At 66.2% G+C, this 25,113-nt stretch carries 16 protein-coding genes and 1 pseudogene; 6 read left to right on the top strand and 11 right to left on the bottom strand.

Annotated features, from left to right (window positions below; translation table 11 throughout):
• Nucleotides 1-12 precede the first annotated feature (12 nt).
• Together K226_RS0103270 and K226_RS0103265 are read left to right on the top strand one after the other, a co-directional pair.
• Nucleotides 13-1,542 (top strand): polyamine aminopropyltransferase, encoded by a 1,530-nt coding sequence (locus tag K226_RS0103270; RefSeq protein ID WP_024813443.1) that lies wholly within the window; start codon nucleotides 13-15, stop codon nucleotides 1,540-1,542.
• A gap of 175 nt (nucleotides 1,543-1,717) precedes the next feature.
• A complete protein-coding gene (locus K226_RS0103265; RefSeq protein WP_024813442.1) occupies nucleotides 1,718-3,397 on the top strand; it encodes an NAD(P)-binding protein in 1,680 nt (559 codons plus the stop codon).
• Between the two features lie 83 nt (nucleotides 3,398-3,480).
• Here K226_RS0103265 and K226_RS0103260 read toward each other — a convergent pair whose 3' ends face one another.
• Nucleotides 3,481-5,376 (bottom strand): bifunctional UDP-sugar hydrolase/5'-nucleotidase, encoded by a 1,896-nt coding sequence (locus K226_RS0103260; RefSeq protein ID WP_024813441.1) that lies wholly within the window; start codon nucleotides 5,374-5,376, stop codon nucleotides 3,481-3,483.
• A 450-nt stretch (nucleotides 5,377-5,826) separates the two neighbouring features.
• On the opposite strand from K226_RS0103260, the gene K226_RS0103250 reads away from it, so the two are divergent.
• From K226_RS0103250 to K226_RS0103240, 3 genes are all read left to right on the top strand, one after another.
• Nucleotides 5,827-6,381, top strand: a complete 555-nt coding sequence (locus K226_RS0103250) for a GNAT family N-acetyltransferase (protein WP_024813440.1) — start codon at nucleotides 5,827-5,829, stop codon at nucleotides 6,379-6,381.
• A gap of 118 nt (nucleotides 6,382-6,499) precedes the next feature.
• A complete protein-coding gene (locus K226_RS0103245) occupies nucleotides 6,500-7,204 on the top strand; it encodes a riboflavin synthase (RefSeq protein WP_024813439.1) in 705 nt (234 codons plus the stop codon).
• A 135-nt stretch (nucleotides 7,205-7,339) separates the two neighbouring features.
• Complete coding sequence (locus tag K226_RS0103240) at nucleotides 7,340-7,831, top strand: NUDIX hydrolase (protein WP_024813438.1); 492 nt, start codon at nucleotides 7,340-7,342, stop codon at nucleotides 7,829-7,831.
• A 79-nt stretch (nucleotides 7,832-7,910) separates the two neighbouring features.
• Here K226_RS0103240 and K226_RS0103235 read toward each other — a convergent pair whose 3' ends face one another.
• From K226_RS0103235 to K226_RS0103215, 5 genes and pseudogenes are all read right to left on the bottom strand, one after another.
• Entirely contained in the window at nucleotides 7,911-8,888 is a 978-nt protein-coding gene (locus K226_RS0103235) for a tripartite tricarboxylate transporter substrate binding protein (RefSeq protein WP_024813437.1), read from the bottom strand.
• Nucleotides 8,889-9,039: 151 nt separating this feature from the next.
• A complete protein-coding gene (gene tcuB / locus K226_RS0103230; protein ID WP_024813436.1) occupies nucleotides 9,040-10,224 on the bottom strand; it encodes a tricarballylate utilization 4Fe-4S protein TcuB in 1,185 nt (394 codons plus the stop codon).
• Between the two features lie 151 nt (nucleotides 10,225-10,375).
• A pseudogene (tcuA, locus tag K226_RS0103225) lies at nucleotides 10,376-11,767 on the bottom strand (FAD-dependent tricarballylate dehydrogenase TcuA); the annotation flags it as partial.
• A gap of 240 nt (nucleotides 11,768-12,007) precedes the next feature.
• Nucleotides 12,008-12,946 (bottom strand): LysR substrate-binding domain-containing protein, encoded by a 939-nt coding sequence (locus tag K226_RS0103220; RefSeq protein ID WP_024813434.1) that lies wholly within the window; start codon nucleotides 12,944-12,946, stop codon nucleotides 12,008-12,010.
• A 22-nt stretch (nucleotides 12,947-12,968) separates the two neighbouring features.
• Complete coding sequence (locus tag K226_RS0103215; RefSeq protein ID WP_024813433.1) at nucleotides 12,969-16,148, bottom strand: DUF3427 domain-containing protein; 3,180 nt, start codon at nucleotides 16,146-16,148, stop codon at nucleotides 12,969-12,971.
• Between the two features lie 248 nt (nucleotides 16,149-16,396).
• Here K226_RS0103215 and mnmA point away from each other — a divergent pair, with 248 nt between their 5' ends.
• Nucleotides 16,397-17,539 carry a tRNA 2-thiouridine(34) synthase MnmA gene (mnmA, locus tag K226_RS0103210; RefSeq protein ID WP_202899871.1) on the top strand — a complete coding sequence of 381 codons (1,143 nt, stop codon included), beginning with the start codon at nucleotides 16,397-16,399 and terminating at the stop codon, nucleotides 17,537-17,539.
• Between the two features lie 96 nt (nucleotides 17,540-17,635).
• Here the strand turns inward: mnmA and K226_RS0103205 are convergent, their stop codons facing one another.
• From K226_RS0103205 to K226_RS0103185, 5 genes are all read right to left on the bottom strand, one after another.
• Entirely contained in the window at nucleotides 17,636-19,483 is a 1,848-nt protein-coding gene (locus K226_RS0103205; RefSeq protein WP_081739318.1) for a hypothetical protein, read from the bottom strand.
• The gene (locus K226_RS0103200; protein WP_024813430.1) at nucleotides 19,480-21,600 is read right to left on the bottom strand and encodes a glycosyl transferase family protein; all 2,121 of its coding nucleotides are present in this window, start codon (nucleotides 21,598-21,600) and stop codon (nucleotides 19,480-19,482) included. The genes K226_RS0103205 and K226_RS0103200 overlap by 4 nt, the downstream gene beginning before the upstream one ends.
• Entirely contained in the window at nucleotides 21,600-22,769 is a 1,170-nt protein-coding gene (gene wecB, locus K226_RS0103195) for a non-hydrolyzing UDP-N-acetylglucosamine 2-epimerase (protein WP_024813429.1), read from the bottom strand. The genes K226_RS0103200 and wecB overlap by 1 nt, the downstream gene beginning before the upstream one ends.
• A 231-nt stretch (nucleotides 22,770-23,000) precedes the next feature.
• On the bottom strand, nucleotides 23,001-23,552 hold the full coding sequence (gene ssb, locus K226_RS0103190) for a single-stranded DNA-binding protein (RefSeq protein ID WP_024813428.1): 552 nt from the start codon (nucleotides 23,550-23,552) through the stop codon (nucleotides 23,001-23,003).
• A 118-nt stretch (nucleotides 23,553-23,670) separates the two neighbouring features.
• A complete protein-coding gene (locus K226_RS0103185) occupies nucleotides 23,671-24,858 on the bottom strand; it encodes an MFS transporter (RefSeq protein ID WP_024813427.1) in 1,188 nt (395 codons plus the stop codon).
• Nucleotides 24,859-25,113 lie beyond the last annotated feature (255 nt).

Here is a 25,113-nt window from a genome sequence, read left to right as displayed (position 1 = left end):
ATGCGCCCTCCCATGAAGGACACCGACACCCCCACCGGCCCCCGCCCCATCGAAGTCGCCCTGCTCGCCAGCGTGTTCGTGGTGGCGGCTTGCGGGCTGCTGTACGAGCTGGCGGCGGGAGCGATCGCCTCCTATGTGCTGGGCGACTCGGTGCTGCAGTTCAGCACCATCATCGGCACCTACCTGTTTGCCATGGGCGTGGGCTCGTGGCTGTCGCGCTATTTCGAGCGGCAGCTGCCCGCGCATTTTTTGCGCATCGAGCTCTTGGTGGCGCTGGTTGGCGGGGCACTTCCGGCCACGCTGTTTCTGGCCAATGCGTACACGCCCGGCGCGTTCCGGTTTCTGCTGTACGGCATGGTGTTCATGGTGGGGACGCTGGTGGGCCTGGAGATTCCGCTGGTCATGCGCATCTTGAAGCGCAATGTGGCGCTGAAAGACCTGGTCTCGCAGGTGCTCACGTTCGACTACCTGGGCGCGCTGGCGGTGTCGATGGCGTTTCCGCTGCTGCTGGTGCCGCACCTGGGGCTGATCCGCACGGGGCTGCTGTTTGGCCTGATGAACGCGGTTGTGGCGCTGTGGGCCGTGTGGCTGTTCCGGCACGAGCTGCGACGCCTCAAAGCCCATGCCGCAGCCTGCGTGATGGTGCTGGGCATTCTGCTGGCGGCCCTGGCGGGGGCCGAGCACATCACCAGTTTTGCCGAAGACAAGTTTTATCAAGACCGCATCGTGTTCAGCACCGCATCACCCTACCAGCGCATCGTGGTGACGCAGGGGCGGGCGGGACACCGGCTGTACCTCAATGGCAACCTGCAGTTTGCGCAGGCCGATGAGTACCGCTACCACGAAGCCCTGGTGCACCCCGCCATGGCGGCGCACGGCGCTCCCAGGCGCGTGGCGGTGCTCGGCGGGGGCGACGGCATGGCGGTGCGCGAAATCCTCAAATACCCCTTGGTCGAATCCGTCACGCTGGTGGAGCTGGACCCGGCGATGACGACCATCTTCACTGACAACCCCACGCTCGCAGCCCTGAACGGCCACGCGCTGCGCAACCCCAAGGTGAAGATCGTCAACACCGACGCCTTTGGTTGGCTGCAGCAGGGCGCTGACACTTTTGATGTCATCGTGGTGGACTTCCCCGATCCCACCAATTTTTCCATCGGCAAGCTCTACACCAACAGCTTCTATGCCCTGCTGGACAAGCGCCTGGCCGCCAGCGGCTACGCGGTGGTGCAGACCACCTCGCCCCTGGTGGCGCGGCAAAGCTACTGGACGGTAGCGCAGACCATCGAATCCATCGGTCTCTCGACAGCGCCGTACCACGCGCATGTGCCCAGCTTTGGCGAGTGGGGCTTCATCATCGCCAGCCGAAGGCCCTGGCGCCTGCCCGATGCACTGCCTGGCGACTTGCGGTTTCTGAGTGCCGACACGCTGCCGCTGCTGTTCGACTTTCCGCTCGACATGGCGCGCGTGCCTGCCGAGGTGAACCGGCTGTCGAACCAGGCGCTGGTGCACACGTACGAGCGTGAGTGGGGAAAGCACTAGATGCGACACCCCCCTGAGCCGCTTCGCGTCTTCCCCCCGCTCTCGCAGCGCTGCGCGCAGCGGGCAGGGGGACGCCCCCAGCGCGGCGGGGCGGCCCTTGCGCGGGGGCCGCTGGTTTGGGCCGCGCCGGTTTCATGCGTCGCGGGTGGTGCGTACACGCCGCAAGGCTGAAGCCATGCAGCGCCGCCATTTCCTTGCCACTGCCGCAGCCAGCGTCCTCGCGGGGTGCCATGACGCGCCGCGCACGCTCGAAGGCGGTTTCGCCGGCATCGACATGGAGCGTGGCCACCAGCTGCGTGATCTGCTCAAGGCTGGCACCCTGCCCACCCCCGGCGTGGTGCGCCGCGCGCAGGTCCTCATCGCGGGGGGCGGCGTGGCGGGGCTGGCCGCCGCGCGCTCGCTGCGACTGGCGGGTGTGGAAGACTTTGCGCTGCTGGAGCTGGAGGATGCGCCCGGTGGCAACAGCCGGGGCGGCCAGGTGGCCGGCATCGCCTGCCCGCTGGGCGCGCACTACCTGCCCGTGCCCGGCGACGACGCGCGCGAGGTGCAGGACCTGCTCGAAGAACTGGGCCTGCGCCAGCGCGTGGCCGGGCGCTGGCAATATGACGAGCGCCACCTGTGCCACAGCCCGCAGGAGCGCCTGTTTTTAGAGGGCGAATGGCAAGAGGGCCTGCTGCCCGTGCAGGGGGTGGGCGAGGCCACGCTGGCGCAATACCGGCGCTTTGCCGAGCGGGTGCAGGCGCTGGGCAAGGCCGCGCGCTTCACCATGCCCATGCTCAAGTCTTTTGATGCAAAACGACCGCTGGCACCCGCCCATCAAGCGCTGGATGCCATGACTTTTGCTGCGTGGCTGGACCAGGAAGGGCTGGATGACCCGCGCCTGCGCTGGTACCTCGACTACTGCTGCCGCGACGACTACGGCGCGGGCACGGCGCGCGTGTCGGCCTGGGCCGGCATCCACTATTTCGCCAGCCGCCACGGCTTTCATGCGCCGGGCGATGCCGCCGCCGAAGACCGCGAGAGCGTGCTCACCTGGTCCGAGGGCAACGGCTGGCTCACCCAGCGCCTGGCTGCGCCGCTGCACGACGGCGGCCAGTTGCGCACGGCCTGCAGCGTGCTGCGCATCACCGAGGGCCGCCACGGCGTGGAGGTGGACGCCTTCAACCACGCCACCGACAGCGTGGAGCGCTGGCAGGCGCAGCGCTGCATCGTGGCGCTGCCGGTGTTCATGGCCGCACGCGTGGTGCAGAGCCCGCCCGCCTTTTTGCGCGAGGCCGCGCAGCGCCTGTCGTGGGCGCCCTGGCTGGTGGCCAATATCCACATCGATGCACCGCTGGCCGACCGCCCCGGTGCCGCGCCCGCGTGGGACAACGTGCTCTATAACGACGCCAACCCCGGCGGGCTGGGCTATGTGGATGCGGGCCACCAGCGCCTGGACCTGCGCGCCGTGCTTGCCGGCCCCACCGTGCTCAGCTACTACCAGGCCCTGGGCGACGTGCCGCAGGGCCGCGAGCAACTGGCCACCCAGCCCTGGGTGCACTGGGCCTATGCCACCCTCGCCGCTTTGAGCGGGCCCCACCCCGACCTGCCGCGCCGCGCCACGCGCGTGGATATCACCCGCTACGGCCACGCCATGTCCATCCCCACGCCGGGTGTGCTGGGGTTTTTAGGTCAAATTGGCCTCAAGCCCATATCTGATAAGCGCAAACAGCTATCGAATGGTGAGCGAGTCGCCTGGCTTCCCACCCCCACCACCGCCCGCCTGGCGTTTGCGCACAGCGACTGGTCGGGGTATTCGGTGTTCGAAGAGGCCTTTACGCGCGGGCATGGGGCGGGACTGGCGGTGGCGCGGTAGTGCGCCACACAGCGCCAAGGCATTGCACTCTGGCGCAGTTTGGGTGCGTGGCATGCGTTGCGCATGCCACGCCGGTCTTTACCTCAGGGCAGCACCACGCCGGCCTTGGTGATGACCTTCTGGTGCGCGTAGTCGGCTGCCTTGGGGCGGGCGATGGTGCCCTGGGCGATCACATAGTCCACGAAGCTCTGGGTGTAGAGCAGGTAGGTGTTGACGTAACGGCCTGCGGTGTAGATGGGCTTGAGCGTGGCGTAACCATCACCACCCGCGGCCACGAAGTCGTTGGTCACCAGCACATAGGTCTTGGCGGGGTCGATGGCGGTCCAGGCGCCGGTGGTCTTGTTGCGCGCCTGCACGTTGCTGAAGCGCTGGCCCTTGGCTTTGCTCATGTCCAGGTCCCAGCGCAGGCCTGCGGCGTAGGGGTGCGCGCCGTCTGATGGCACGGCCGCGTCCAGATGGGCGGCCACGCCGTCTTCCAGGGCGGCAATCACTTCCGAACCCTTGAGGTCCATCTCGACCAGCACGTTGGTGAACGGCAGCAGCGTGAAGGCCGTGTTCATGCTGAGCGAGCCGGCGGCAATCGGCGTGCGCACACCACCCGCGTTTTGCAGTGCAAAGTCGGCGCGCTTGCTGGCCCGCAGGAAGGCTTCTGCCACCACCTGGGCGGCGTCGCTGCCGCGCGCCAGGGTGTTGGCGGTTTCGCAGCCTGCCACGCCGGTGTTGCGGCTGTTGGAGCCACCGGGCACGCGCATCAGGCACAGGGCTTCGCTGGCCGTACCGATGGTGATGGCCTTCTGGGCCGTGACCTGCGAGGCGTAGGTGGAAAGCGTCTGGGTTGCAGCGGCGTCGGGTGTGACGACCTTCACGTTGGCATGGGATGCCAGCTTGGCAACCAGCGCAGTGCGGTCGGCATCGGCCAGGGGTTGCCACACGCCAGCGCTGTCCTTGCGCTTGAAGCTGTCGCCAATCACCAGCTGGCTCTTGCCTGCGCAGCTGGCCACGCTGCCCTGCGCATCGAACTTCACGTTCATGAGACCGTAGGCCTTGGCGTATTCCCAGGCCTGGCCGATGCACACGGTTTCGCCCGACTTGTTCTTGACCACCGTGGGGTAGGTGCCAGTGGCAGAAGCAACCCCGACCGCCTTGAAGTCACCCAGCAGGGTGTGCGAGTCGCCACCGATGACCACGTCCACATCGGTCAGTTGCGCGGCGATCTGCTTGTCGTTGTCGTAGCCCAGGTGCGACATCAGCACGATGTGGCGCACGCCCTTGGCCTTGAGCTCGTCGATGGCCTTCTGGGCCGCCTTTGCCTCGTCCTGGAACTGGGTGGTGGCCAGCGGGCGCGACGAGTTGGCCGTTTTGGCGGCAATGGTCACGCCCACGATGCCCACGTCCACGCCGTCGATCTTCTTGATGGTGTAGGGCTGCAGGTAGGCGGCGGCGCCGGCCGGGGCCAGCGGCGTGCCGGCCTGCGGCACGATGTTGGCCGACACGGTGGGCGTTTTGCAGTTGCCGCCGTTGGCCGGGTCGGCCAGGGCATCCAGGAAGCCCTTGAAGACGCCGTCGCCGTCGTCAAACTCGTGGTTGCCGGGCACGAAGGCGTCAAAGCAGATGCTGTTCATCATCTGCGCATCGGCCTTGCCCTTGAAGAAGGTGTAGTACAGCGAGCCCGTGATGGCGTCGCCCGCGTGCAGCTTGAGCAGGTTGGGCGTGCCGGCAAGCGCCTTGAACACCGCCGTCTGGCGCGCAAAGCCGCCCAGCTCGACCTGCGTGGCCACGCCGTCGAGCGTCAGCTCGGTGCCGGCAAATGCATCGAGTTGCGAGTGGTGGTCGTTGATGTGGGCGATGTTGAGTTCGATGGTCTTGAAGCTGGGGGCATCGTCACTGCCGCCGCAGGCCACCAGGCCCAGGGTGAGTGCGCCCATCAGGGCCAGGGCCAGCGGACGGCGGGGCAAAGAAAACGGGGCGTGCAGGTGCATGGGAGGCCTTCAGTAATGTGACGACTTGAAACAGCAAAGGCGCAGTGTTTTGCCATTGCGTGACCGCCGTGTGACGGTGTGCCAATCCCCCTGCAAAGCCCGCACGACACTTGTGCACGGCCGGTTGCCAGTGGCGCCAGGCCACTGCGGCGCCCCGCGCATGTCATCGCTGCGTCACAGCCGGTGGCTATCTTTGCGGCATTGTTTTGTTGTCTGAATGCTGTTGCCATGCCCATCCTCTCCATCCCACCCCTGAACACGACCATTGCCGCCGTGCTGACCGTGACCGCCAGTGCCTGGGGCCTGCCCGCCGCCGCGCAAGCCGCCTGATAACGCGCGTGCGTGTTGTGGGTTGGGGCCTTGCGCGCCAGGGGCATGGCGCACGGCACATGCCAAGGGCTTGAGCGCATTGCCTGACAATCCGGCGCTTGTCTATTGCAGCCTGCCGTGATGACCTTCTCTGCCACCCTCCCGCCCCCGGTTCGTTTGCGTGCGCTGGTGCACCCCGATCTGGCGGATCTTCTTGCCGTGCAGCGGGCCTGCTATGGCCCGGGCTTTGTCGAGAGTGTCGAGGTGTTTGCTCGCCGTCTGGCCAGCCCGGCCAATTGCTCGCTGGTGCTGGAGCGCGATGGCCAGGTCTGCGCCTATCTGGCCGCCTACCGCTCGGCGCTGGGCAAGGTGACGCCTCTGCACGGTGATTTCGAGGCGGTGCCACAGGCCGACACGTTGTACCTGCATGACATGGCCGTGCTGCCCACCTGCGCCGGGCAGGGCTTGGCGCAGGCGCTGCTCAAATCGGTGTGGGACCATGCGGCGGCGCAAGGGCTGCGGCACACCGCGCTGGTGTCGGTGCAGGGCTCGCAAACCTATTGGGAGCGCCATGGCTACGCCCAGCAGCCGTTGGGCGACGCGTCGCAGCGCGAGCGCCTGGCCAGCTATGGGGCAGGCGCGGTGTACATGGCGCGTGCCATGGCGGTGGCAGCAAATACGCCGCCCATGGGATAAAGACATGGGTGCACCGCGCAGATCAGGCCGGGTGGCAAAATCTGCGTAACCCCTTCAGGAGTGCTGCCCGCCCCCGCAGGCCCTGCGCTCCGCAACGCACCCGGAAAGCCGCGCCACCATGTTCACAGGCATTGTTCAAGCCACCGCCACCATCGCCGCCATCCATGACCGCGCAGGCCTGCGCACCTTCACGCTCGACTTTCCCGAGGGTTTTTGCCAGGACTTGGCCATTGGCGCCAGCGTGGCAACCGACGGCGTGTGCCTCACGGTGACGGAAATCCTCTCGCCCACGCAGGCCAACTTTGACGTGATGCTGCAGAGCCTGAGCATCACCACGCTGGGCAGCTACCAGCAGGGCGACCGCGTGAACGTGGAGCGCGCGGCCAAGGACGGCGCCGAGATCGGCGGGCACCCGTTGTCGGGCCATGTCGATTTCACCGGCACGCTGGTGCAGCGCCGCGAGTTCGACAACAACCTGGTGTGGCGCGTGGCCGTGCCGCCCGACTTTCGCAAGTATGTGTTTGCCAAGGGCTACATCGCCATTCACGGCGCCAGCCTCACGGTGGCCGAGGTCAACCGCGCCGAGGGCTGGTTTGAGGTGTGGCTGATCCCCGAAACCCGCCGCGCCACGGTGTTTGAAGACAAGAGGGCCGGCGACGTGCTCAACATCGAGATCGAGCGCAGCACCCAGGTGGTGGTGGACACCGTGCGCGAGGCCGTGCACGAAAGCCTGGGCCGCCTGCAGCCCGTGCTGGAGGCGCTGCTCAAGGAAAAAGGCCTGTCGCTTGACGACTTCGTGCAGGCCCCCGTGGTGCCGCACTGAGCGACCTGGGCGGCGCAAATACAGCGTGTTTATTCGCGCTACAGAGCGCGCCCCAGAGCGACTTCAAAGGCCCTTGCGATCCCCTGACCGGGCCCCATCAGGCGCCTGTCATGGCCCGTGGTCATAATGCGCGCCATGCCAAATCGCTGGAAACCCAACGTTACCGTGGCCGCCATCATCGAACGCGATGGCCGCTTTCTGCTGGTCGAAGAAGACACGGCCGACGGCCTGCGGCTCAACAACCCCGCCGGTCACCTGGACCCGGGCGAGTCGCCCATCGAGGCCTGCGTGCGCGAGGTGCTGGAGGAAACGGCGCACGACTTTGCGCCCGCGGCCCTGGTGGGCGTGTACCTCAACCGCTTTACGCGCACGCGCACGGGGCACGACATCACCTACCTGCGCTTTGCTTTTGCCGGCACGGTGGGCACGCACCACGAATGGCGCGCGCTCGATGAAGGCATCGTGCGCACCGTGTGGATGACGCTGGACGAGCTGCATGCCAGCGCCGCCCGCCACCGCAGCCCGCTGGTGCTGCAGTGCATCCAGGACTACCTGGCCGGTCAGCGCGCTCCGCTGGCGCTGATCCACACCGACGCGAGCGTGCTGCAAGCCACAGCGGCCCTCTGAAGGGGCCGCCAAGAGTCTGTCGGACTTGGAGTCGACGATTTCCAAGTCCGACAGGCTTCTGGGTTGCTGCGAGCCGAAGTCAGTCCGCCGTGAGCTTGCGCTCCTTGATGATGGCGGCCCACTGGGTCGATTCCTTCTTCATGAACGCCGTGAGCTCGGCCCGCGTGGTGGGCTGGGGGGTGAGGCCGTGCTTGTTCAGCGCATCCTTCACGCCCGGGTCGTTCAGCACCTTCACGATTTCCTGGTTCCAGCGGTCCAGCAGCGGCGCGGGGGTTTTGCCGGGCGCCACAAAGGCGTACCAGTTCAGCGCCTCAAAGCCCGGAAAGCCCGACTCGGCCACCGTGGGGACGTTGGGCAGGTAGGCCGGGCGCGTCAGACCCGTGGTGGCCAGCGGGATTAGCTTGCCCGACTCCACATGCGGCATGGCCGTGGGTGGCGCGGCAAAGTACGAGGTGATGCGCTCACCCAGCAGGTCTTGCAGCGCGGGCGCGCCGCCCTTGTAGGGCACATGGGTCATGTCGATGCCTGCACGCTGGTTGAACAGCTCGCCTGCCAGGTGCGATGCCGAGCCCGCGCCGGTGGAGGCAAATTCCACGCTGCCAGGTTTCTTTTTGGACAGCTGGATGAACTCGGCCAGCGTCTTGGCACCGGCGGCCTTGTGCACCACCAGCACGTTGGGGAAGTTGACGCCGCCCGAGATGGCCGCCAGGTCCTTGAACGGGTCATAGGTCAACTTCATGAGGTGCGGCGCAATGGTCAGCGGGCCGACCGAGCCAAACAGCAGCACCGTGCCATCGGGCGCGGCATTGGCCACAAACTGGTGGGCGATATTGCCGCCCGCGCCGCCCTTGTTGTCCACCACCACGGTCTGGCCGATGTTCTCGCCCAGTTTCTTGGCGATCAGGCGCGCGGCCGCGTCGGCAGCGCCGCCTGCGGCAAAGCCCACCACCAGCGTGACGGGTTTCTTGGGCGGAAAGTCCTGCGCGCTGGCCGTGCCAGCCAGCAGCAGGGATGAAGCGACGAGCGCGGTGGCGCGCAGCAGTTGGCGTTTGTTCATGAAGGCCTCCTCGGGTTGTGGTGGTGTGGTGGGTGGGATGGGGTGGATGTCATTCCTTTTCCAAATCATTTGTGTCGAGGCGCGAAGCCGCAGGCAGTGCTGTAGCACGACAAGGCGAAGCAACAACGACACGGGTGATTTAGAAATGGAATCAGTCAGCGCCCAGACCGATGGGGTTGGGCTGGCGCTTTTCGATGGCGTGGCGCAAGAGCGATGCGGTGCGGAACACGCCGTGCGCAAACTTGCCATAGGGCAGCGTGGCAAACAGCGCCATCACCGCGCCCAAGTGCAGGCACAGCAGCAGCGCCAGGGCGGGCGTGCTGCGCGCCAGCCAAAGCGCCAGGCCGCTGGACGACACCAGGAACAGCAGGGCGATGAAGCCCAGATCCATGGGCTTTTGCTGCGCATCGCCATGCAGCGCGTGGCGCGTGCGGTTCAGGTGCCACAGGCCGGCCGTGCCCAGCATCAGCATCACGCCGCCCACGGCGCCCAGCAGCTTGGGCACGCTGGGCAGGTCGTAGGGCGCCGCCCAGCCAAAGACATAGTGGTACACCGTGGCCAGGCTGGTGGCGGCAAAGCACAGCATGAAACCGTAGAACGTGAGGTGGTGCGCACGGCGGCGCTTCAGCGTGTAGGCGTCGTCCTCGTTGTGGCAACCGTCGCCGTGGCCGCCGTCGAGGTATTTGAGGCGCAGCACGGCATCGGTGGCGTCCAACGTGGCGGGTGCGGACAGCGGCGCGCCGCTGGTGGCGGGCGTCACGTCACGCCAGAAGCGGCGCACGCCCATGGCGAGGGCAAACACCACAAACAGGAACACTGGCGCAAACAGCCCCACCAGCAGGTTGTGCGGGAACAGGTGGTAGAAGTTGCCGCCCAGGTTGGCGCCCCACAGCGCACCCAGGCCGCCGCCTTGCAGCACGGCCCCCAGCACCAGGAACAGCGCCAGCCCCGCCGCCAGTGCCAGCGACAGCGTGAGCCCCTGGCGCTGGTACAGCTGGCCCAGCGCGGGCGGCCAGGCGTAGTCGGCATAGGTCTGGCCGCGCACCTGGGCCATGGCCTGCGGCACGTTGACGGCAAACTCGTGCGGCGGCGCATATTGGCAGGCGTGCAGGCAGGCGCCGCAGTTGTGGCACAGGTTGGCCAGAAAGTGGATGTCGGCCTTGCCGAATTCAAGCCGGCGCGTCATGGCCGGGAACACGGCGCAAAAGCCCTCGCAGTAGCGGCAGGCGTTGCAGATCTGCATCTGGCGCGCCACTTCGGTTTCGGGGGCAGACAGCACGATCTCGCCGTTGGCCAGCGCCCTGGCGTCGCGCGTCAGGGCTTCAAGCGATTGCATGGTTTGCTCCTGTTTCGCCGCCGGGCCGCCCCAAGGCAAAACGCGCCCCCTCGGGGGGCAGCGCAGTGCACGAAGTGACAAGCGTGGGGGTTTCATTTTTCATAGCTGTTGGCGCTTTGTGCATAAGCGCTGGAGGCCGTTTTGATGCCAAAGCTGCCTGCGCCGCGTTGGTGCCGGCAATGCGGCCAAACGCCGTGCCAATGCTCATGCCCACGCCGGCCGTGTAGCCCTTGCCCAGCACGTTGCCGGCCATCATTTCGCCGGCCACAAACAGGTTGTCGCTGGGCTGGTTGTTGAAGCGCACGGCGGCGGTGTCGTCGGTGTGCAAGCCCAGGTAAGTGAAGGTGACGCCCGGCTTGAGCGCGTAGCCGTAATAGGGCGCCGTGTCGATGGGCCGCGCCCAGTGCGTCTTGGCAGGCATCACACCCTCGGTGTGGCAATCGTCCAGCGCGGTGTGGTCGAACGTGCCGACGCGGCAGGCGGCGTTGTAGCTGTCGAGCGTGCGAATGAAGGTATCCACATCCAGGCCCAGCTTTTGCGCCAGCTCAGGCAGGCTGTCGGCCTTGACGCCCGGAAACACCGGCGGCATGAAGCGGCCAATGGCCTTGCTGTCGATGATCGAATAGCCAATTTGCCCCGGCTGCTGCGCCACCAAGCGCCCCCAGATAGCATAGCGCTTGGGCCAGAAGTCCTCGCCCTCGTCATAAAAGCGCTCGGCCTCGCGGTTGACCACCACGCCCAGCGACACGCAGTCGATGCGGGTGCAGATGCCGCCGTCGTACAGCGGTGCGCGCGCGTCGATGGCCACCATGTGCGCCTGCGTCGGGTCGCCAATGCGGTCGGCGCCGTGGTCGTCGAGCAAGTGCTTGAGCAGCACGCCCCGGTTGTAGGCCGTGCCGCGAATCAAAAAGTTGTCTGACGGCCATTCACCGCGCTCGTTCTGGCCCCAGGCCTCGCGCAGCCATTCGCGGTTCGATTCAAAACCGCCTGCGGCCAGCACGCAGCTTTTGGCGGTGATGCGCTCGGGTTTGCCGTTGACGGTGCAATGCGCGGCAATGAAACGGCCGTTGTCGATCTCGATGCGGTCCACCGGCGCTTCATAGCGGATTTGCACGCCGAGTTTTTCCGCGCTGCGGTAATACGCGTTGACCAGCGCCTTGCCGCCCCCCATGAAGAAGGCATTGGTGCGCGCCACATGCAGCGCGCCCGACAGCGGTGGCTGAAAATGCACGCCGTGGCTGCGCATCCAGTCGCGGCAGTTGCTCGACGCCCGGATCACCAGGCGCGCCAGGTGTTCGTTGGTCAGGCCGCCCGTCACCTTGAGCAGGTCTTGCCAATATTCTTCTTCGGGGTAGGCCTCTACCAACACATCCTGCGGCGCATCGTGCATGCAGCGCAGGTTGCGCGTGTGGGCCGAGTTGCCGCCGCGCCAGGCGCGCGGGGCCGATTCAAGCAGCAGCACGCTGGCACCGGCCTCGCGCGCCATCAGCGCGGCGCACAGGGCGGCGTTGCCACCGCCAATCACCAGAACGTCGGGGCTCATGGGCAGTTCTCTTCATTCATGAACCTGAATGTAGAAAGAATGCCCCCGCTTGCGCAGGGGTTGCGCCGGCATGGCCCCATCACAAATCGTGATGGGCTGGCCGCCAAGCCGGCTCATGCCAGTTTGCTTGCGCCCGACAACATCCGTTCGACAGGGCGCGGCCCAGGCCAGCGGCCGCCGCGCAAGGGCCGTCCCGCCGCGCTGGCGGCGTTCCCCTTAAGGGGGAAGGCGCGCAGCGCCTCAGGGGGTAGTCAAACGTGCGCCAATCCACCGGCCCGACTGCACCAGCTCGCGCACGCAGTCGCCCAGCACCACGCGCGCGGCCAGCGCGGCGGGTGAGAGCTCGTCGTCCGACAGGCTGCACAGCGCAGCGGGCCGGTAGGCCGGGCCATCTGCAATTTCGGCCAGCACAAAGCGCTGCGCCGCGTCGGGGTAGCGGCCCACCGCCGCCCAGGGCTGGATGGTGCTGCCCAGGCCCATGTCCACCGCATCCATCAGCAGCGCGAGTGAGTCGATTTCCATGGCCATGCGCGGCGCCACGCGCGCCTGGGCAAAGGCGGCATCCAGCCGGCTGCGCAGGCCGTGCGGGCCGGTGGGCAAAATCAGCGGCTCGTCGCCCAGCTGCGCCAGCGCCACCTTGCCCGCTGGCAGTGGCTGCTGCGCCGGGTGGTGCGCCGAGCGGATCAAAAACAGGCGCTCTTCCAGCAGCGGCAGCACGCTCCAGCGGCGTGCGGGCTGGGTGTCAAACAGCACGGCCAGGTCGAGCTGGCGCGCGTTGAGCATGGTCGACAGGTGCCCCGACAGGCTGCCCACCATGTGCAGGCGCACATCGGGGTAGCGCTCGTGCATGGCGCGCATCAGCGGCACACCCAGCACCGACGCTGTGGTGGGCGACAGGCCCACGCTCACGCTGCCCGTCAGCCGCGCCTGCTGCGCCGCACGCGCCGCCTGGTCGGCATGGCGCAGCGCCAGTTGCGCCTCGCGAAAAAACGCCAGCCCCGCCTCGGTGGGCACGGCGCCCTTGGCGGTGCGCTGCAGCAGCCGGGTGCACAGCTCGCCCTCCAGGCGGCTGATCTGCTGGCTCAGGGCCGACTGCACCATGTTCAGGTCGAGCGCCGCCCGGCCCATGGAGCCGAGCTCGACGATGCGGACGAAGTAGCGGAGTTGGCGCAGTTCCATGGGGGTCCTTTTTGCCGGAGTGTTACACCCCTCGCAGCACACTGAATTCTCTGAACAGTCGCGCAGGTAGCGGAGTGTGCATTTTCCAGATGATGTTCATGGGTCGATCACCCTCGGCCGACTCCAGCGCCACGGGGCCGCAGGCGCGGTAGGCCTCACCCTTGCGCGGCCTCACGAAAAGTTGGAACTGCCAGCCATTGGTCGCGCTTTCGAGGTAGCGGCGGCCACCTGGCGTGTCTGGGCCAGCGCTGTTCTGGCTTTGCCAATGAAAGCGCTCCGCGCTGATCGCGTAGTCGTGGTAGGCGATGCGGTCGTGGTAGCCCTCACTCTTGTCGAGCGTGACGAACAACAGCTCGGTTTTGCGGCTGAGCAACGACAAGGTGCCAGCTTGAAACGGCACACGGCGCGACGCCGTTAGCCAGCCCACTGCGGTGAGGATTTCACGCGCACCATACGCAGCGTGCAGGCACAAGGGCGTATCTTCGAGACCGGGAACCGGATGTGCGCCCAAGGTGCTGCGGGCTTGCAGTGACGCAGACAACTCCACCAGCTCGGCCGCAATGGCGGGGTGTTGCGCCACACGCGCCATGAAAGCCTCGTGCCCGCCGGCCTGCTCATGGCGCCCATCAATCTGGTAGGCCAGCATTTGCACGCGCAATGCTTCCTCTGCCGTGGGCACCTGCGAATCTTTGTGACGCGTGCCGACTGCGGCCATTACATCGAGCCGACGCGGATCATCCACATGCAGCAGGTCGCCAAAGCGGCGGCTGAAGTAGTCCTCCTCCGGGCCTGGCTCTGCCACCATCAGGCCCGCATCGCGCTTCAGTGCCGTCCAACCACTGCGGCCTTGACCCGTCCCGGCGCGGTAGACGTCTTCCAGCTCCAGTGCCTGGTCGTGCAGAAAATCGGCCAACTGCACGGTCGAGCGGCCACGCAGCGCGGCGTAGGTCTGCAGCTCGGTCTTCAGGCGCCGCCAGTTCTGCGATATCAAGGCCCGCAAACCTTGCAACACCTGCTCGCGCGTCTGGCGTTGCAGGTGAATATGGCAACCGGGCGGCAAACTGCCAAACCCGTTCTCCACACCGTCGGTCAGCTCGCGCCGCGACAAGCCGGTCAGGCTCGACAACAGGCGGTCAAACCGAAACTCCGTGCGGTGCTGGCCCACAAAGTCGAGCACCAGACAGCTTTCCTTGCCGGGAGCCAGACGCAGGCCACGGCCAATCTGCTGCTGAAACAGCACCGGGCTTTGCGTGGGCCGCAGCAACAACAGTGTGTCTACCATCGGCAGGTCAATGCCTTCGTTGTAGAGATCGACCGTCACCAGCGCGCACAACTCGCCACTAAGCAGACGCTGTGGTGCGCGGCGCCGCTCTTCGCTGGCCGTCGTACCGACCACACAAGCCGCAGGCAGCCCCGCGCGATTAAGCCAGTCGGTCATGAATTCAGCGTGCGCCACCGACACACAAAAAACAATGGCTCGCGACTGCCGTGCATCAGATGCCAAGCGGCGCCATTCGTTGATGACGAGTCGGGCGCGAACGTCGTTGCCTGTGACCAGGTTGTCCACCGCCTCCCGTTCCCCCGGCCGGTCCCAAGGCACTTCCGAGAAGTCGGTGGCGTCGTCGCAGGCGTAGTACTCAAACGGCGCCAGCAGTTGCAGGTCCAGCGCATGCCACAACCGCAGCTCGACCGCCGGGCTGCCGTCTGGCCGTGCATCGAAATACTGCGCGATGGGTTGGCCGTCGCTGCGCTCAGGCGTGGCTGTCAGCCCAAGCAACACACTGGGGCGAACTGCTTTGGCAAAAGTATCAAACCGGTCAGCAGCCAAGCGGTGGCATTCATCCACCACCACCGTATGCCAATGGTTGGCGCCCACGGTGGCCACAAGATTGCGGCTGGTCAGGCTGTCGATGGTGGCGAACAAATGGTCCCAGCGTTCGGGTTGGTGGCTCCCGGTGAGCAGCTCACCGAAATCGGGGGCGCGCAGCACTTCACGGTAGGTGCGCAGGGCCTGGCGCAGGATTTCCTCGCGGTGGGCCACAAACAAAAGGCGCGGGTGCCCGCCTTCGCTGCGGCAGGTGTTGCGGTAGTCGAACGCGGCCACTACCGTCTTGCCGGTGCCGGTGGCAGCCACCAGCAGGTTGCGGGTGCGACCGTGGGCTCGTTCGTTGGCCAACTGCTCCAGCATCTCCTGCTGATAGGTCTTGGGCTGGAGGTCAAAAAAGCTGATGGCGGTCGAGGGTTCGCCACCAAACGACTCGCGGCCCAGCGCGGCGGCCAGGGCCTGCCGGTGTTCAACGTTGTCCGGGTCGTAGCGCTGAAATTCGCTGTCCGCCCATAGCGTCTCGAAATGGGCCACGGCGCGGGCAAACAACGCCTCTTGCGAGCGCTGGGTCAGTTTGACGGTCCACTCCAGCCCACCGGTCAGTGCAGCGCCCGAGAGGTTGGCGCTGCCAACATAGGCCGAACCGAAGCCGCTCTTGCGCTGGAAAAGCCAGGCCTTGGCATGCAGACGGGTGCGCCGGCCATCGAGCGACACGCGCACTTCGCACCCAGGCAGGCGTGCCAGCTCGTCCAGCGCACGCGCCTCGGTCGCGCCGGTGTAGGTGGTGGTGAGGATGCGCAGGCGGGTCTTGCGTGGCGCCTGCCCTGTTGGTTGCGCGCCCATGGCCGTGATCTGCTGCAACACGTCCTGCAACTTGCGCACGCCGGAGACGGTGATGAAGCTGACCAGAATATCTACCTGGTCGCTGGATGCCAGCTCTCGGCGGATTTCCTGCAGCAGCGAAGGCGAGCCTTTTCCGGCGGTAAAGAGCCAGGGCACCCCCAGACCAATCTCCGGCGACGCCGGGAACTGCTGGTCACGCTGGACCGCCCGCAGGACCCGCAACGGAGAGGCAATCAGGTCAATCACATCCGCGGATGGACCAGTGCCCACCTCACCAACACCACCCACGAGCCGCTGCCGCAGCATCACCAGAAGCCCGTTGACCAGCTCCAGTTGCGCTTTAACTTTGTCCGCATCCTCGCCGGGCAGGTCGTCGAGGAGTGCCCCAAGTTGCCGCGTAATGGCATCGGTTAGAAATTCAGTCGCTCCGCCCTTCAAGGGCGACACATCTGCGCGAGACGGAGTCAGCTCAGCGAGCGAACGGGCCAGACCCTCGGTCAACAGCAAGTCGTACAAACCATCGGGCAATGCCATCGTCGTCCTTGTTAGGGGGTGCGGTGGCCTGGATTGTCCTGGCAACGCACACGACCAGAAAGCAAATGAGAGATGAATTGCAAAAGCCTGTTCGGCGCCCCAGCATCGACTGCCCTCGAAGGCATGGATAAAAGGTTACTGGGTTCTTGTAAAAAATAGGGTTTGGCCTTTAATCATCAAGCGTCAATAGCTACATATTCAATAGCAGTTGTCTTGGGTAACACGGCGATAGCCGGATAATCCCGTCCATGAAAAAGCAACGCGTTGTCGTGGGCCTGAGCGGCGGAGTGGATTCCGCCGTCACCGCCCACCTATTGAAGCAACAGGGCCACGAGGTGGTCGGCATCTTCATGAAGAACTGGGAAGATGACGACGACAGCGAGTACTGCTCGTCCAACATCGACTTCGTGGACGCCGCCGCCGTGGCCGATGTGATCGGTATCGAGATTGAACATGTCAACTTCGCCGCCGATTACAAGGACCGGGTGTTCGCCGAGTTTTTGCGCGAATACCAGGCCGGGCGCACGCCCAACCCCGATGTGCTGTGCAACGCCGAGATCAAGTTCAAGGCCTTTCTCGACCACGCCATGCGTCTGGGCGCTGAGAAGATTGCCACCGGTCACTATGCGCGGGTGCGCCAGAACGCAGCCACGGGCCTGTTCGAGCTGCTCAAGGGGCTGGACCCGGGCAAGGACCAGAGCTATTTTTTGCACCGGCTGAACCAGGCGCAGCTGTCCAAAACGCTGTTCCCGGTGGGCGAGCTGCACAAGACCGAGGTGCGCCGCATTGCCGAAGAAATTGGCCTGCCCAACGCCAAGAAGAAGGATTCGACCGGCATTTGCTTTATTGGCGAGCGGCCGTTTCGTGAGTTTTTGAACCGCTACATCAGCCACGCGCCGGGCCCCATCCAGGACGACCGGGGCCGCACGCTGGGCAAGCATGTGGGGCTGAGTTTCTACACGCTGGGTCAGCGCCAAGGGTTGGGCATTGGCGGTGTGAAGGCCAAGGGTGCCGAGCTCAAGGCGGCGCTGGACCGGGGCCAGCGCGGCGTGGGCGAGCACGCGCCGTGGTTTGTGGCGCGCAAGGATCTCGAGAAAAACGTGCTGCGCGTGGTGCAGGGGCACGACCACCCCTGGCTGCTGTCGCATGGGCTCGATGCCCAGGATGCCAGCTGGTGCGCTGGCCATGCGCCCGCGCCGGGCCAGTACGCCGCCAAGACGCGTTACCGCCAGCAGGATGCGGCCTGCACCGTGGTGAGCGCGGTGGGTGCGGACTTTCGTCTGGAGTTTCCCGAGGCGCAGTGGGCCGTTACGCCGGGGCAAAGCGCCGTGCTGTACGACGGCGAGGTGTGCCTGGGTGGGGGGGTAATTGCGGCGGTGGACCCGGACTGAAAAATACAATCAAATAGCCGCCTGACGCCCTACTGAAGGGCGTCAAAAGCTATTAATTAAATAGCAAAACATCGGGTGTGCGCCCGATGCTTTCGCTCAGTGGTTCCAGGTGGCGCGCAGCACCCAGCCGCTGTTACGGCTGTCACCGCCCAGGCGCGCGCGGTACTGCAGCGACAGCTCCAGCCACGAGCGGCCCGCGCGGTAGGCGTCTTCGCGCAGCCACCAGCGTGCGTTCACGCCCAGGCCGGCGCTGGCCGCGTTCTGGCGTCCGTAGGTGTTGTTGTGTTCCAGCGCCAGCACGGCGTGGGTCCAGAGCGAGGCGGGCCGCGCATCCTCGGCGCCGAGGCGCCAGTTGGGGCCGTAGCGCAGTTCGGCCACGGCGTATTCCTCGCCGCTGTCGAGATAGCGGCCGACCTCGGCATAGTGGTCGTAGGCCATCCAGCGGCGCCCGTGTGGTGGCGGCAACTGGCCCTTCGTGGCTGAGTACGCGGCGCGCACCAGCCAGTCGTTGCGCGTGAAGGTGCCGGCTTTGACGAGGCGTTCGGCCGCGAGCACGAGGTTGTGCTCCGCCAGGGGCTTGATGCGGGCGCCAAGCACCAGTTGCACCGAAGGCCAACCCGAATGCTCGCCGGTGGCGGCATGCAGGTTACCGGTGGTGCGCACATACAGGTCGGCATGGGTGCCATAGCCGCGCCAGTCTTGCGGGCGCCAGAACAGCTCGGTGCCGAACTGGGCGTTGCGCTCGCGCCCGCCGGTGGAGAAGGAACCCGGAATGCTGGAGCCGCCCGTGGATGACAGCCCCACCGAGGCGCCCCAGGTGCGTTCGAGCGCGCCCACGGCCACGCGCACGTCCTGCAGCTTTTGCGGCTCCAGGGCAATCTGCCCGGCGGCCACCCGGTCGATCACAGCGCGAAAGCGCCGCGCAGCTGGGGCCACCTGGCCCACACGCTCGGCTGCGTAGGCGGCATCCTGCAGCGAAGCCGACGGCAACGTGCCGGTTTGCTCGGCCTCGTCGTAGGCCTGGGCTTGCAGGGGATAGTCTTGTGCAAGGTTGGCCAGCGCCGCCCGCTCCACGGCTGGCAGTGTGCCAAAGGCGGGCAGGCGCAGCGCCTGGCGTGCGGCCTCGCGGGCCTGTTCGGGTTGCTGCAGGGCAGCCAGCGCATTGGCGTGAAGCTGGTGGTGGCGGATGTTGCCGGGGTCTGCCTCCAGCAGCGCGGTGGTAAGGACCAGCACGGCGGGCCATTCCCCGCGCTCGGCCAGTGCATAGGCCGAGCTGCCCAGCGTAAAGGGCAGATTGTGGCTGTAGCGTATGCCGCAGGTGGGCTGGTTGGCCGACCCGTCGCACTGCAGCTGTGGCGGCTGGGCAGGCAAGGGGGGCCGCAGAGCAGCCAGCCCGGGGCTGCGCTCCTGGGCCAGCGCCATGGCACGGCGCGACGCAGCATCGGCTGGCGGCACGGGCAACAGTTGCAGCCATTGCAGCGCCGTTGCGGGCTCGCCAGCCGACAGGGCAGCATCGGCCGCCGCGAGCACGCCTTCCGGTGTAGCGTGCGTGCGCAAGGCCGATTCATGGTCGGCTCGCGCCGCACTCCGGTCGCCTGCTGCCTGCAGCAGGTGGGCGCGCACCATCAGCAACGCGGGATGGCCGGGGTGGCGCTGCAGCGCAGCGTGTGCAGCCGCCAGTGCGGGGCCTGTCTGGCCACTGTCGATGAGTGACTGCACCTGCAGCACATGCCAGGTGAGCGGGGTGGGGTCGAGCGCCAGCGCTCGCGCGGCCTCGCGGCTCGCAGCAGTTGCGTCTCCAGCGGCAAAGGCCTCGTAAGCGCGGCTGGCGTGCTGCCACGCGGTGTCTTGCGGCTGCGACTGTGCCTGGGCCTGGGCCTGCATTCCCGGGGTGGCCAGTGCAAGGCATGCAAGGGCAAGGGCGGTTACCCGGCATCCGTTCATGGCTGAATCTCCTTGGGTTTGGTGGCTGCGCTGCGCAGCGCAAGCGCCCGTTCAAGCGCTGCCTGGGTAAGCACGCCACGGCGCACGAGGTAGGCGCCAATCAGGCCGTCTTCGTCGGAGCGATAGTCCATCAGCGCACGGTCAAAGCGTTCGCGTGTCACCAGGCCTTCTTCGATCAGCACGTCACCCAGCAGCGGCAGGTCGGGCTCGCCGGGTGTCTGGGGCACTCCGCGCAGCAAACGCAGACCTTGCGCGATGTCGCTTTCACACGCGATGGCCTGCTGCACCTTGCGCCCGGCGTGCTGACGCAGGGTTTCCAGGGCGCTTTCTGAGAGGGGTGCCACGACGGCCAGGTGCAGCACCTGGGATGTGGTTTCAGGCAAGGCCAGTGCGCGCAGCTGGATGGCGGTGTCGATGGGCAGGTGCACATTGCCGGCACGCACGCGTGCTTCGTCCAGGCTGGTGCGCGGCAGGGCCGACTGGTAGGCCAGCGCTTCGGCCAGGGTTTCCTCGTCAAGCCAACCCTTGCGCATCAGGATATGGCCCAGCGGCTGCCGCCCGAAGGCAGGGTCTTGCAAGGCCTCGTTGAGCTGGTTTGCATCAATGGCTTGCCAGGCCGTCAGCAGTTCGCCAAGGCGGTGGTGTTTGCCCGCGAGCGCCTGCGTGGACGGGAAGTCGTGCAAGGTCTTGTTCCAGACCAGCGGCCGCCCCAGCAGGATGTGCGCCAGAAACAGGCGCCAGGCACGGGCTGCCGCCATGGCGTTGACGAAGTTGCCAACCACCATGCGCGGTACGGCCAGCACGCCATGCTCCCAGCCATACAGTCGCCCCACAAAATAGACCCGCTGCACCACGCGCATCACGAGTGCAAAGGCGTTGAACCACATGACGTTGCGCAACCAGCCGTCGGCCTCCAGCGATGGAGGCAGAAAGGCGCTCCACCAACCCATGCGATCGAGCAGCAGGAACAGCATGTAGTTGAAGAACAGCACGTAGGCAACCACCGTGACGAACGAGGTGAGCAGGCCCTTGCGGTCGCGGAACAACAGGTACTTGACCGCCAGCGACCCCTTCCAGCCCACCTGCTGCCAGCCCTGAAAGCCAATGCCCAGCGTCCAGCGTGCTTTCTGTCGGTAGGCGGCACGGAAGGTGTTGGGAAAATACTCCCGCACGCCCAGCGGGTGCGTGATTTCCTGCTTCTTGACCGGGCCCAGGCCAAACCATGATTTGCGCTGCACCCGGTACTGAACGTCAAAGCGCCCAAAAATCTGTCGCATACCCATGCGCGAAAGGCGGGCTCCGACGTCGTAATCCTCGGTCAGCGTTTCGGTGTTGAAAGGCTCGGCATCGGTCTGCCTGGCCAGGGCGTGCAGCGCGCGGCGCGAGAAGCAGGTGGCCACCCCGGCCGATGGAACCATGTGCGAAAGGCTCTCGCGTACCACCAGGTCCTTGCCGTGCCACTCGGCAAACTCGTCCATGTAGGTGCCGGCAATCCATTCCGTGGCATTGCGCTCCAGCGAGATCACGGGCAGCTGGATGAAGTCGATGCGCGGCAGCAGATAGTTGTAGTACTTGAGCTCCAGCGGGTGCAGCACGTCTTCGCTGTCGTGGATGACGATGCCCGCATAGATCTCGGATTGGCGCTCCTCTTGCGCCTCGACTTCCTGATAGATCGCATTCAGGCAGTCTGCCTTGCAGGTTGGCCCGTCGTGCGGTACCTCCACGCGCACCAGATGAGGGTAATACTGGCGCAGGCGCTCGACCTCCGCAATGGTGCGCTCATCGTTCGGGTAGGTTCCCACAAACACCCGGTAGTTGCGGTACTCCAGGGTGCGCGCCATGTTTTCGAGCATGGCGGCAATCACTTCGTGCTCCCTCCAGGCCGGAACCATGATGGCCAGGGGCTGCTCCGGGCGTGCCCGGATCTGCTCTGCCGTCAGCGCCTGGTGCTTGGGGCGCACGCGCAGCTTGCGGTAGAGCTCGCGCACCCAGTACCAGGCATCAATGAAAAGGTCATCCACGCTCGAAATGAGAATGACCACAGCAACAACTGCCGTGGCAATTTCCAGGAACTGGTAGTGGGCCTCAAACCAATGGGCCCAGGCGCTTGGGTTCATTACGACCTCGTTGTGAAATGACCGGGAAGGGTGGTTTCAGGCCGGAAGGGTTCCATGTCCTGACCGCAGAGTATGGCCACGATCCGCTCGCTGGCATGGCCATCGCCGTAGGGGTTGACGCTGTGTGCCATGCGCTGGTACTGCGCAGCATCGTCCAGCAGCAGGGAGACTTCTTTTTCTATGCGCTCCTTCGAGGCACCGACCAGGCGCGCCGTACCCGCCTGCACCGCCTCGGGCCGCTCCGTGACCTCGCGCATCACCAGCACAGGTTTGCCCAGAGCCGGCGCCTCCTCCTGCACGCCGCCCGAGTCGGTCAGCACCACACTCGCCAGCTGCATCAGGCGAACGAAACCCGCATAGTCCTGGGGTTCGATCAGATGGACATGGGCTTGCCCCTGCAGGATGCGCAGCACCGGCTCGTGCACCTGCGGATTGAGGTGCACGGGATAGACCAGTTCGATGTCTCCGCGGCACGCCAGCGCGCAAATGGCATGGCAGATGTCGGCCATTGCAGGGCCGAAGTTCTCGCGCCGGTGCCCCGTTACCAGCACCATGCGCCGCGACGGGTCGAGCGCAGGCAGGTTGGCGTCAAGGCGCGCCCGCAGCACGGCGTCGGTTTCGAGCCGCTGCACCATGGAATGGAGTGCGTCGATGACAGTGTTGCCGGTCACATGGATGCGGCCACCCAGGTTTTCGGTGAGCAGGTTCTGGCGGGCTCCCTCGGTGGGTGCAAAGAGCTGGTCGCTCACCACATCGACCACGCGCCGGTTCATCTCTTCGGGCCAAGGCTGGCTCAGCGTGCCGGTGCGCAGCCCGGCCTCGACGTGGCCTACCGGTATGCGGCGGTGAAAAGCCGCCAGAGACGCCGCCATGGCCGTCGTGGTGTCCCCATGCACCAGCACGCGGTCGGGGCAAACGCGTTCGAGCACAGGGTCCAGCCGTTCGAACACCCGTGCACACAAGCCATTGAGCGTCTGGCCCTGCACCATGACCTGCAGGTCGTGGTCCACATGCAGGCCGAACAGGTCAAGCACCTGTTGCAACATGGAGGCGTGCTGCCCTGTGGTGCACACCACGGATTCAATGCCGGGGGTTCGGGCCAGACGGTCCAGCACAGGAGCCATCTTGATCGCCTCCGGGCGGGTACCGATCACAGACAGGATTCGCATTTCTTGGCGGTGGGGCACAAACCCCACAGTGATGCACATCTGTTCATCATGTCAGCTTTGTAAGGGCTGAGGTGGTGCGGTATCTCTACTCTAGGAGCCTGTCGGACTTGGAAATTGTCGGCTGCAAAATCGGCCGCAGCGGCCCGGCGGCACACGGCTACGACGCCGGTGTGCCCGCCTTGCCCGCAGGATGGCCCCGCAGAAAGATCGCGCACACGGCCCCAAAGAACATCAGAACGGAATATCGTCGTCCATGTCGTCAAAACCCGAGGCAGCGCGCGGTGCCTGCGCCACGGGGGCGGGTGCAGGCCGGGGGGCGGGTGCTGGGGGGCGTTGTTGCATGGGGGCTGGCGCGGGGGCAGCGCGGCGCGGGGCCTGGTCGTAGCCGCCGCCAGCGTCACCACCATAACCGCCGTCGTCATGGCCGCCACCCTGGCCACCCATGCCCTGGCGGCCGCCCAGCATTTGCATCTGGTCGGCGCGGATTTCGGTGCTGTACTTTTCAATGCCAGCTTGATCGGTCCACTTGCGGGTGCGCAGGCTGCCTTCGACATACACCTGCGAGCCCTTGCGCAGGTATTGGCCCACGATTTCGGCCAGGCGGCCGTTGAAGACCACACGGTGCCACTCGGTGGCTTCCTTCATTTCGCCGGTCTGCTTGTCTTTCCACTTGTCGGTGGTGGCAATCGTCACGTTGGCCACCTGGTCGCCACTGGGAAAAGTGCGCATTTCAGGGTCGCGGCCCAGGTTGCCGACGATGATGACTTTGTTGATGGATGCCATGGTGGTGTCTTTGCCTTCAAGGGATGAAAAGCGCCGGATGTGAGGGAATTCCAGGCGCCAAAACGTGCATTGTGCCGCAACCGGGGGTGGTGCTCATCCCCTGCGGCAGTGCAATCTTTCAGTGCCCGCCGCCGGCGTTGCGGCCCACGGGCTGCAAGGGCCAGGTCAGCACCAGCCACAGCGCGGTCAGCACGGCGGTGGTGGCAAAAAGACCGGGGGCGCCCGCCCATTTGACCAGTGCGCCGCCCAGTGCGCCGCCGGCAAACAGCCCCAGCGACTGCAGCGTGTTGTAGCTGCCCAGCGCCGCCCCGCGCACCGGCGCCGGTGCCATGCGCGAGACCAGGCTGGGCTGGCTGGCTTCGAGTGCATTGAAGCCGCAGAAAAATAAAAACATCAGCGGTCCCAGCACCCACAGCGTGGGCGTAGTGCCGCTGGCAGCCAAGGCCCCCAGGCCCACCTGCACCAGCAGCACCAGTGCAATGGCGCCCAGCAGCGCGCCGCGCAGGCGACCGCGCCGCTCCATCGCAAACAGGCCGCCCATCGCCACAAAAGACAGCACCACGGCCGGCAGATACACCTGCCAGTGGGTGTCTTTGGTCAGGCCCGCCTGCACCAGCATGGCGGGCACGGCCACCCACATCGACAACTGCACGGTGTGCAGCACAAACACGCCCAGGTTCAGGCGCAGCAGATCGGGGTTGCGCCACACATCGGCCACGCTGCCGCGCGGGGCATTGCGGTGCTGGGCCGACTCGGCCGGCACCCACCACAGCACCACGGCCACGCCGGCCAGCGCCAGCGCGCAGGTCAGGCCAAACAGGCCCGCAAGGCCGATATGGGCCGTCAGCACGGGGGCGGCCACCAGCGCCACGGCAAACATCAGGCCGATGCTGCCACCCACCAGCGCCATGGCCTTGGTGCGCACGGCGTCGCGCGTCTGGTCGGCCAGCAGTGCCGTCACGGCGGCCGACACGGCCCCCGCGCCCTGCAGCGCGCGGCCCACCAGCAGCCCGGTCAGCGAATCGGCCATGGCCGCCAGCAGGCTGCCGGCCGCAAACACCAAAAGGCCCAGCACGATGACGCGCTTGCGCCCAAAGCGGTCAGAGGCCATGCCCAGTGGCAGCTGCAGCACGGCCTGGGTGAGGCCATAGATGCCCATGGCCAGGCCCACCAGCGCGGGGTCGTCACCGCCGGGGTATTTGCCCGCTTCGAGGGCAAACACCGGCAGCACAAGGAACAGGCCCAGCATGCGCAGTGCAAAGATCAGCGCCAGGCTGATGCTGGAGCGGCGCTCCAGCGGCGTCATGGCCGTGGAAGCGGGGGCAACGGGGGGTGTTGGGGTTGGGGGGGGCACGGTAGTGTCTGACACGCTCAAAAAGGGGCCGTTGGGTCTGTTGGTAGGGCCTGCTGAAACTCGAACCGTTCGCCCCGTGCTGGTCGAGGGGCTTCGACCAGCACAGTCTGAACGGTGGTGGAGACTTTAAAGGGCCAGAACAACAGGCAACTGAAGCGATAAAGCTCTTGATTGTCCGCGATCTGTGCAAGGGGTGCCCGGGCGCTG

This window comes from Acidovorax sp. JHL-3, from assembly GCF_000526295.1.
GTDB classification, from domain to species: domain Bacteria; phylum Pseudomonadota; class Gammaproteobacteria; order Burkholderiales; family Burkholderiaceae_C; genus Acidovorax; species Acidovorax defluvii.
Note: the sequence above shows the minus strand (reverse complement) of the source record. Positions and strands in the feature narration are given on the sequence as shown.

Coding starts and splice junctions, on each gene's coding strand:
- K226_RS0103245 (WP_024813439.1), top strand. CDS start 6,500: ATGTTCACAGGCATTGTTCAAGCCACCGCCACCATCGCCGCCATCCAT.
- wecB (WP_024813429.1), bottom strand. CDS start 22,769: ATGCGAATCCTGTCTGTGATCGGTACCCGCCCGGAGGCGATCAAGATG.
- K226_RS0103205 (WP_081739318.1), bottom strand. CDS start 19,483: ATGAACGGATGCCGGGTAACCGCCCTTGCCCTTGCATGCCTTGCACTG.
- K226_RS0103265 (WP_024813442.1), top strand. CDS start 1,718: ATGCAGCGCCGCCATTTCCTTGCCACTGCCGCAGCCAGCGTCCTCGCG.
- mnmA (WP_202899871.1), top strand. CDS start 16,397: ATGAAAAAGCAACGCGTTGTCGTGGGCCTGAGCGGCGGAGTGGATTCC.
- K226_RS0103220 (WP_024813434.1), bottom strand. CDS start 12,946: ATGGAACTGCGCCAACTCCGCTACTTCGTCCGCATCGTCGAGCTCGGC.
- K226_RS0103215 (WP_024813433.1), bottom strand. CDS start 16,148: ATGGCATTGCCCGATGGTTTGTACGACTTGCTGTTGACCGAGGGTCTG.
- K226_RS0103270 (WP_024813443.1), top strand. CDS start 13: ATGAAGGACACCGACACCCCCACCGGCCCCCGCCCCATCGAAGTCGCC.
- tcuB (WP_024813436.1), bottom strand. CDS start 10,224: ATGCAATCGCTTGAAGCCCTGACGCGCGACGCCAGGGCGCTGGCCAAC.
- ssb (WP_024813428.1), bottom strand. CDS start 23,552: ATGGCATCCATCAACAAAGTCATCATCGTCGGCAACCTGGGCCGCGAC.
- K226_RS0103240 (WP_024813438.1), top strand. CDS start 7,340: ATGCCAAATCGCTGGAAACCCAACGTTACCGTGGCCGCCATCATCGAA.
- K226_RS0103250 (WP_024813440.1), top strand. CDS start 5,827: ATGACCTTCTCTGCCACCCTCCCGCCCCCGGTTCGTTTGCGTGCGCTG.
- K226_RS0103200 (WP_024813430.1), bottom strand. CDS start 21,600: ATGAACCCAAGCGCCTGGGCCCATTGGTTTGAGGCCCACTACCAGTTC.
- K226_RS0103235 (WP_024813437.1), bottom strand. CDS start 8,888: ATGAACAAACGCCAACTGCTGCGCGCCACCGCGCTCGTCGCTTCATCC.
- K226_RS0103185 (WP_024813427.1), bottom strand. CDS start 24,858: ATGACGCCGCTGGAGCGCCGCTCCAGCATCAGCCTGGCGCTGATCTTT.
- K226_RS0103260 (WP_024813441.1), bottom strand. CDS start 5,376: ATGCACCTGCACGCCCCGTTTTCTTTGCCCCGCCGTCCGCTGGCCCTG.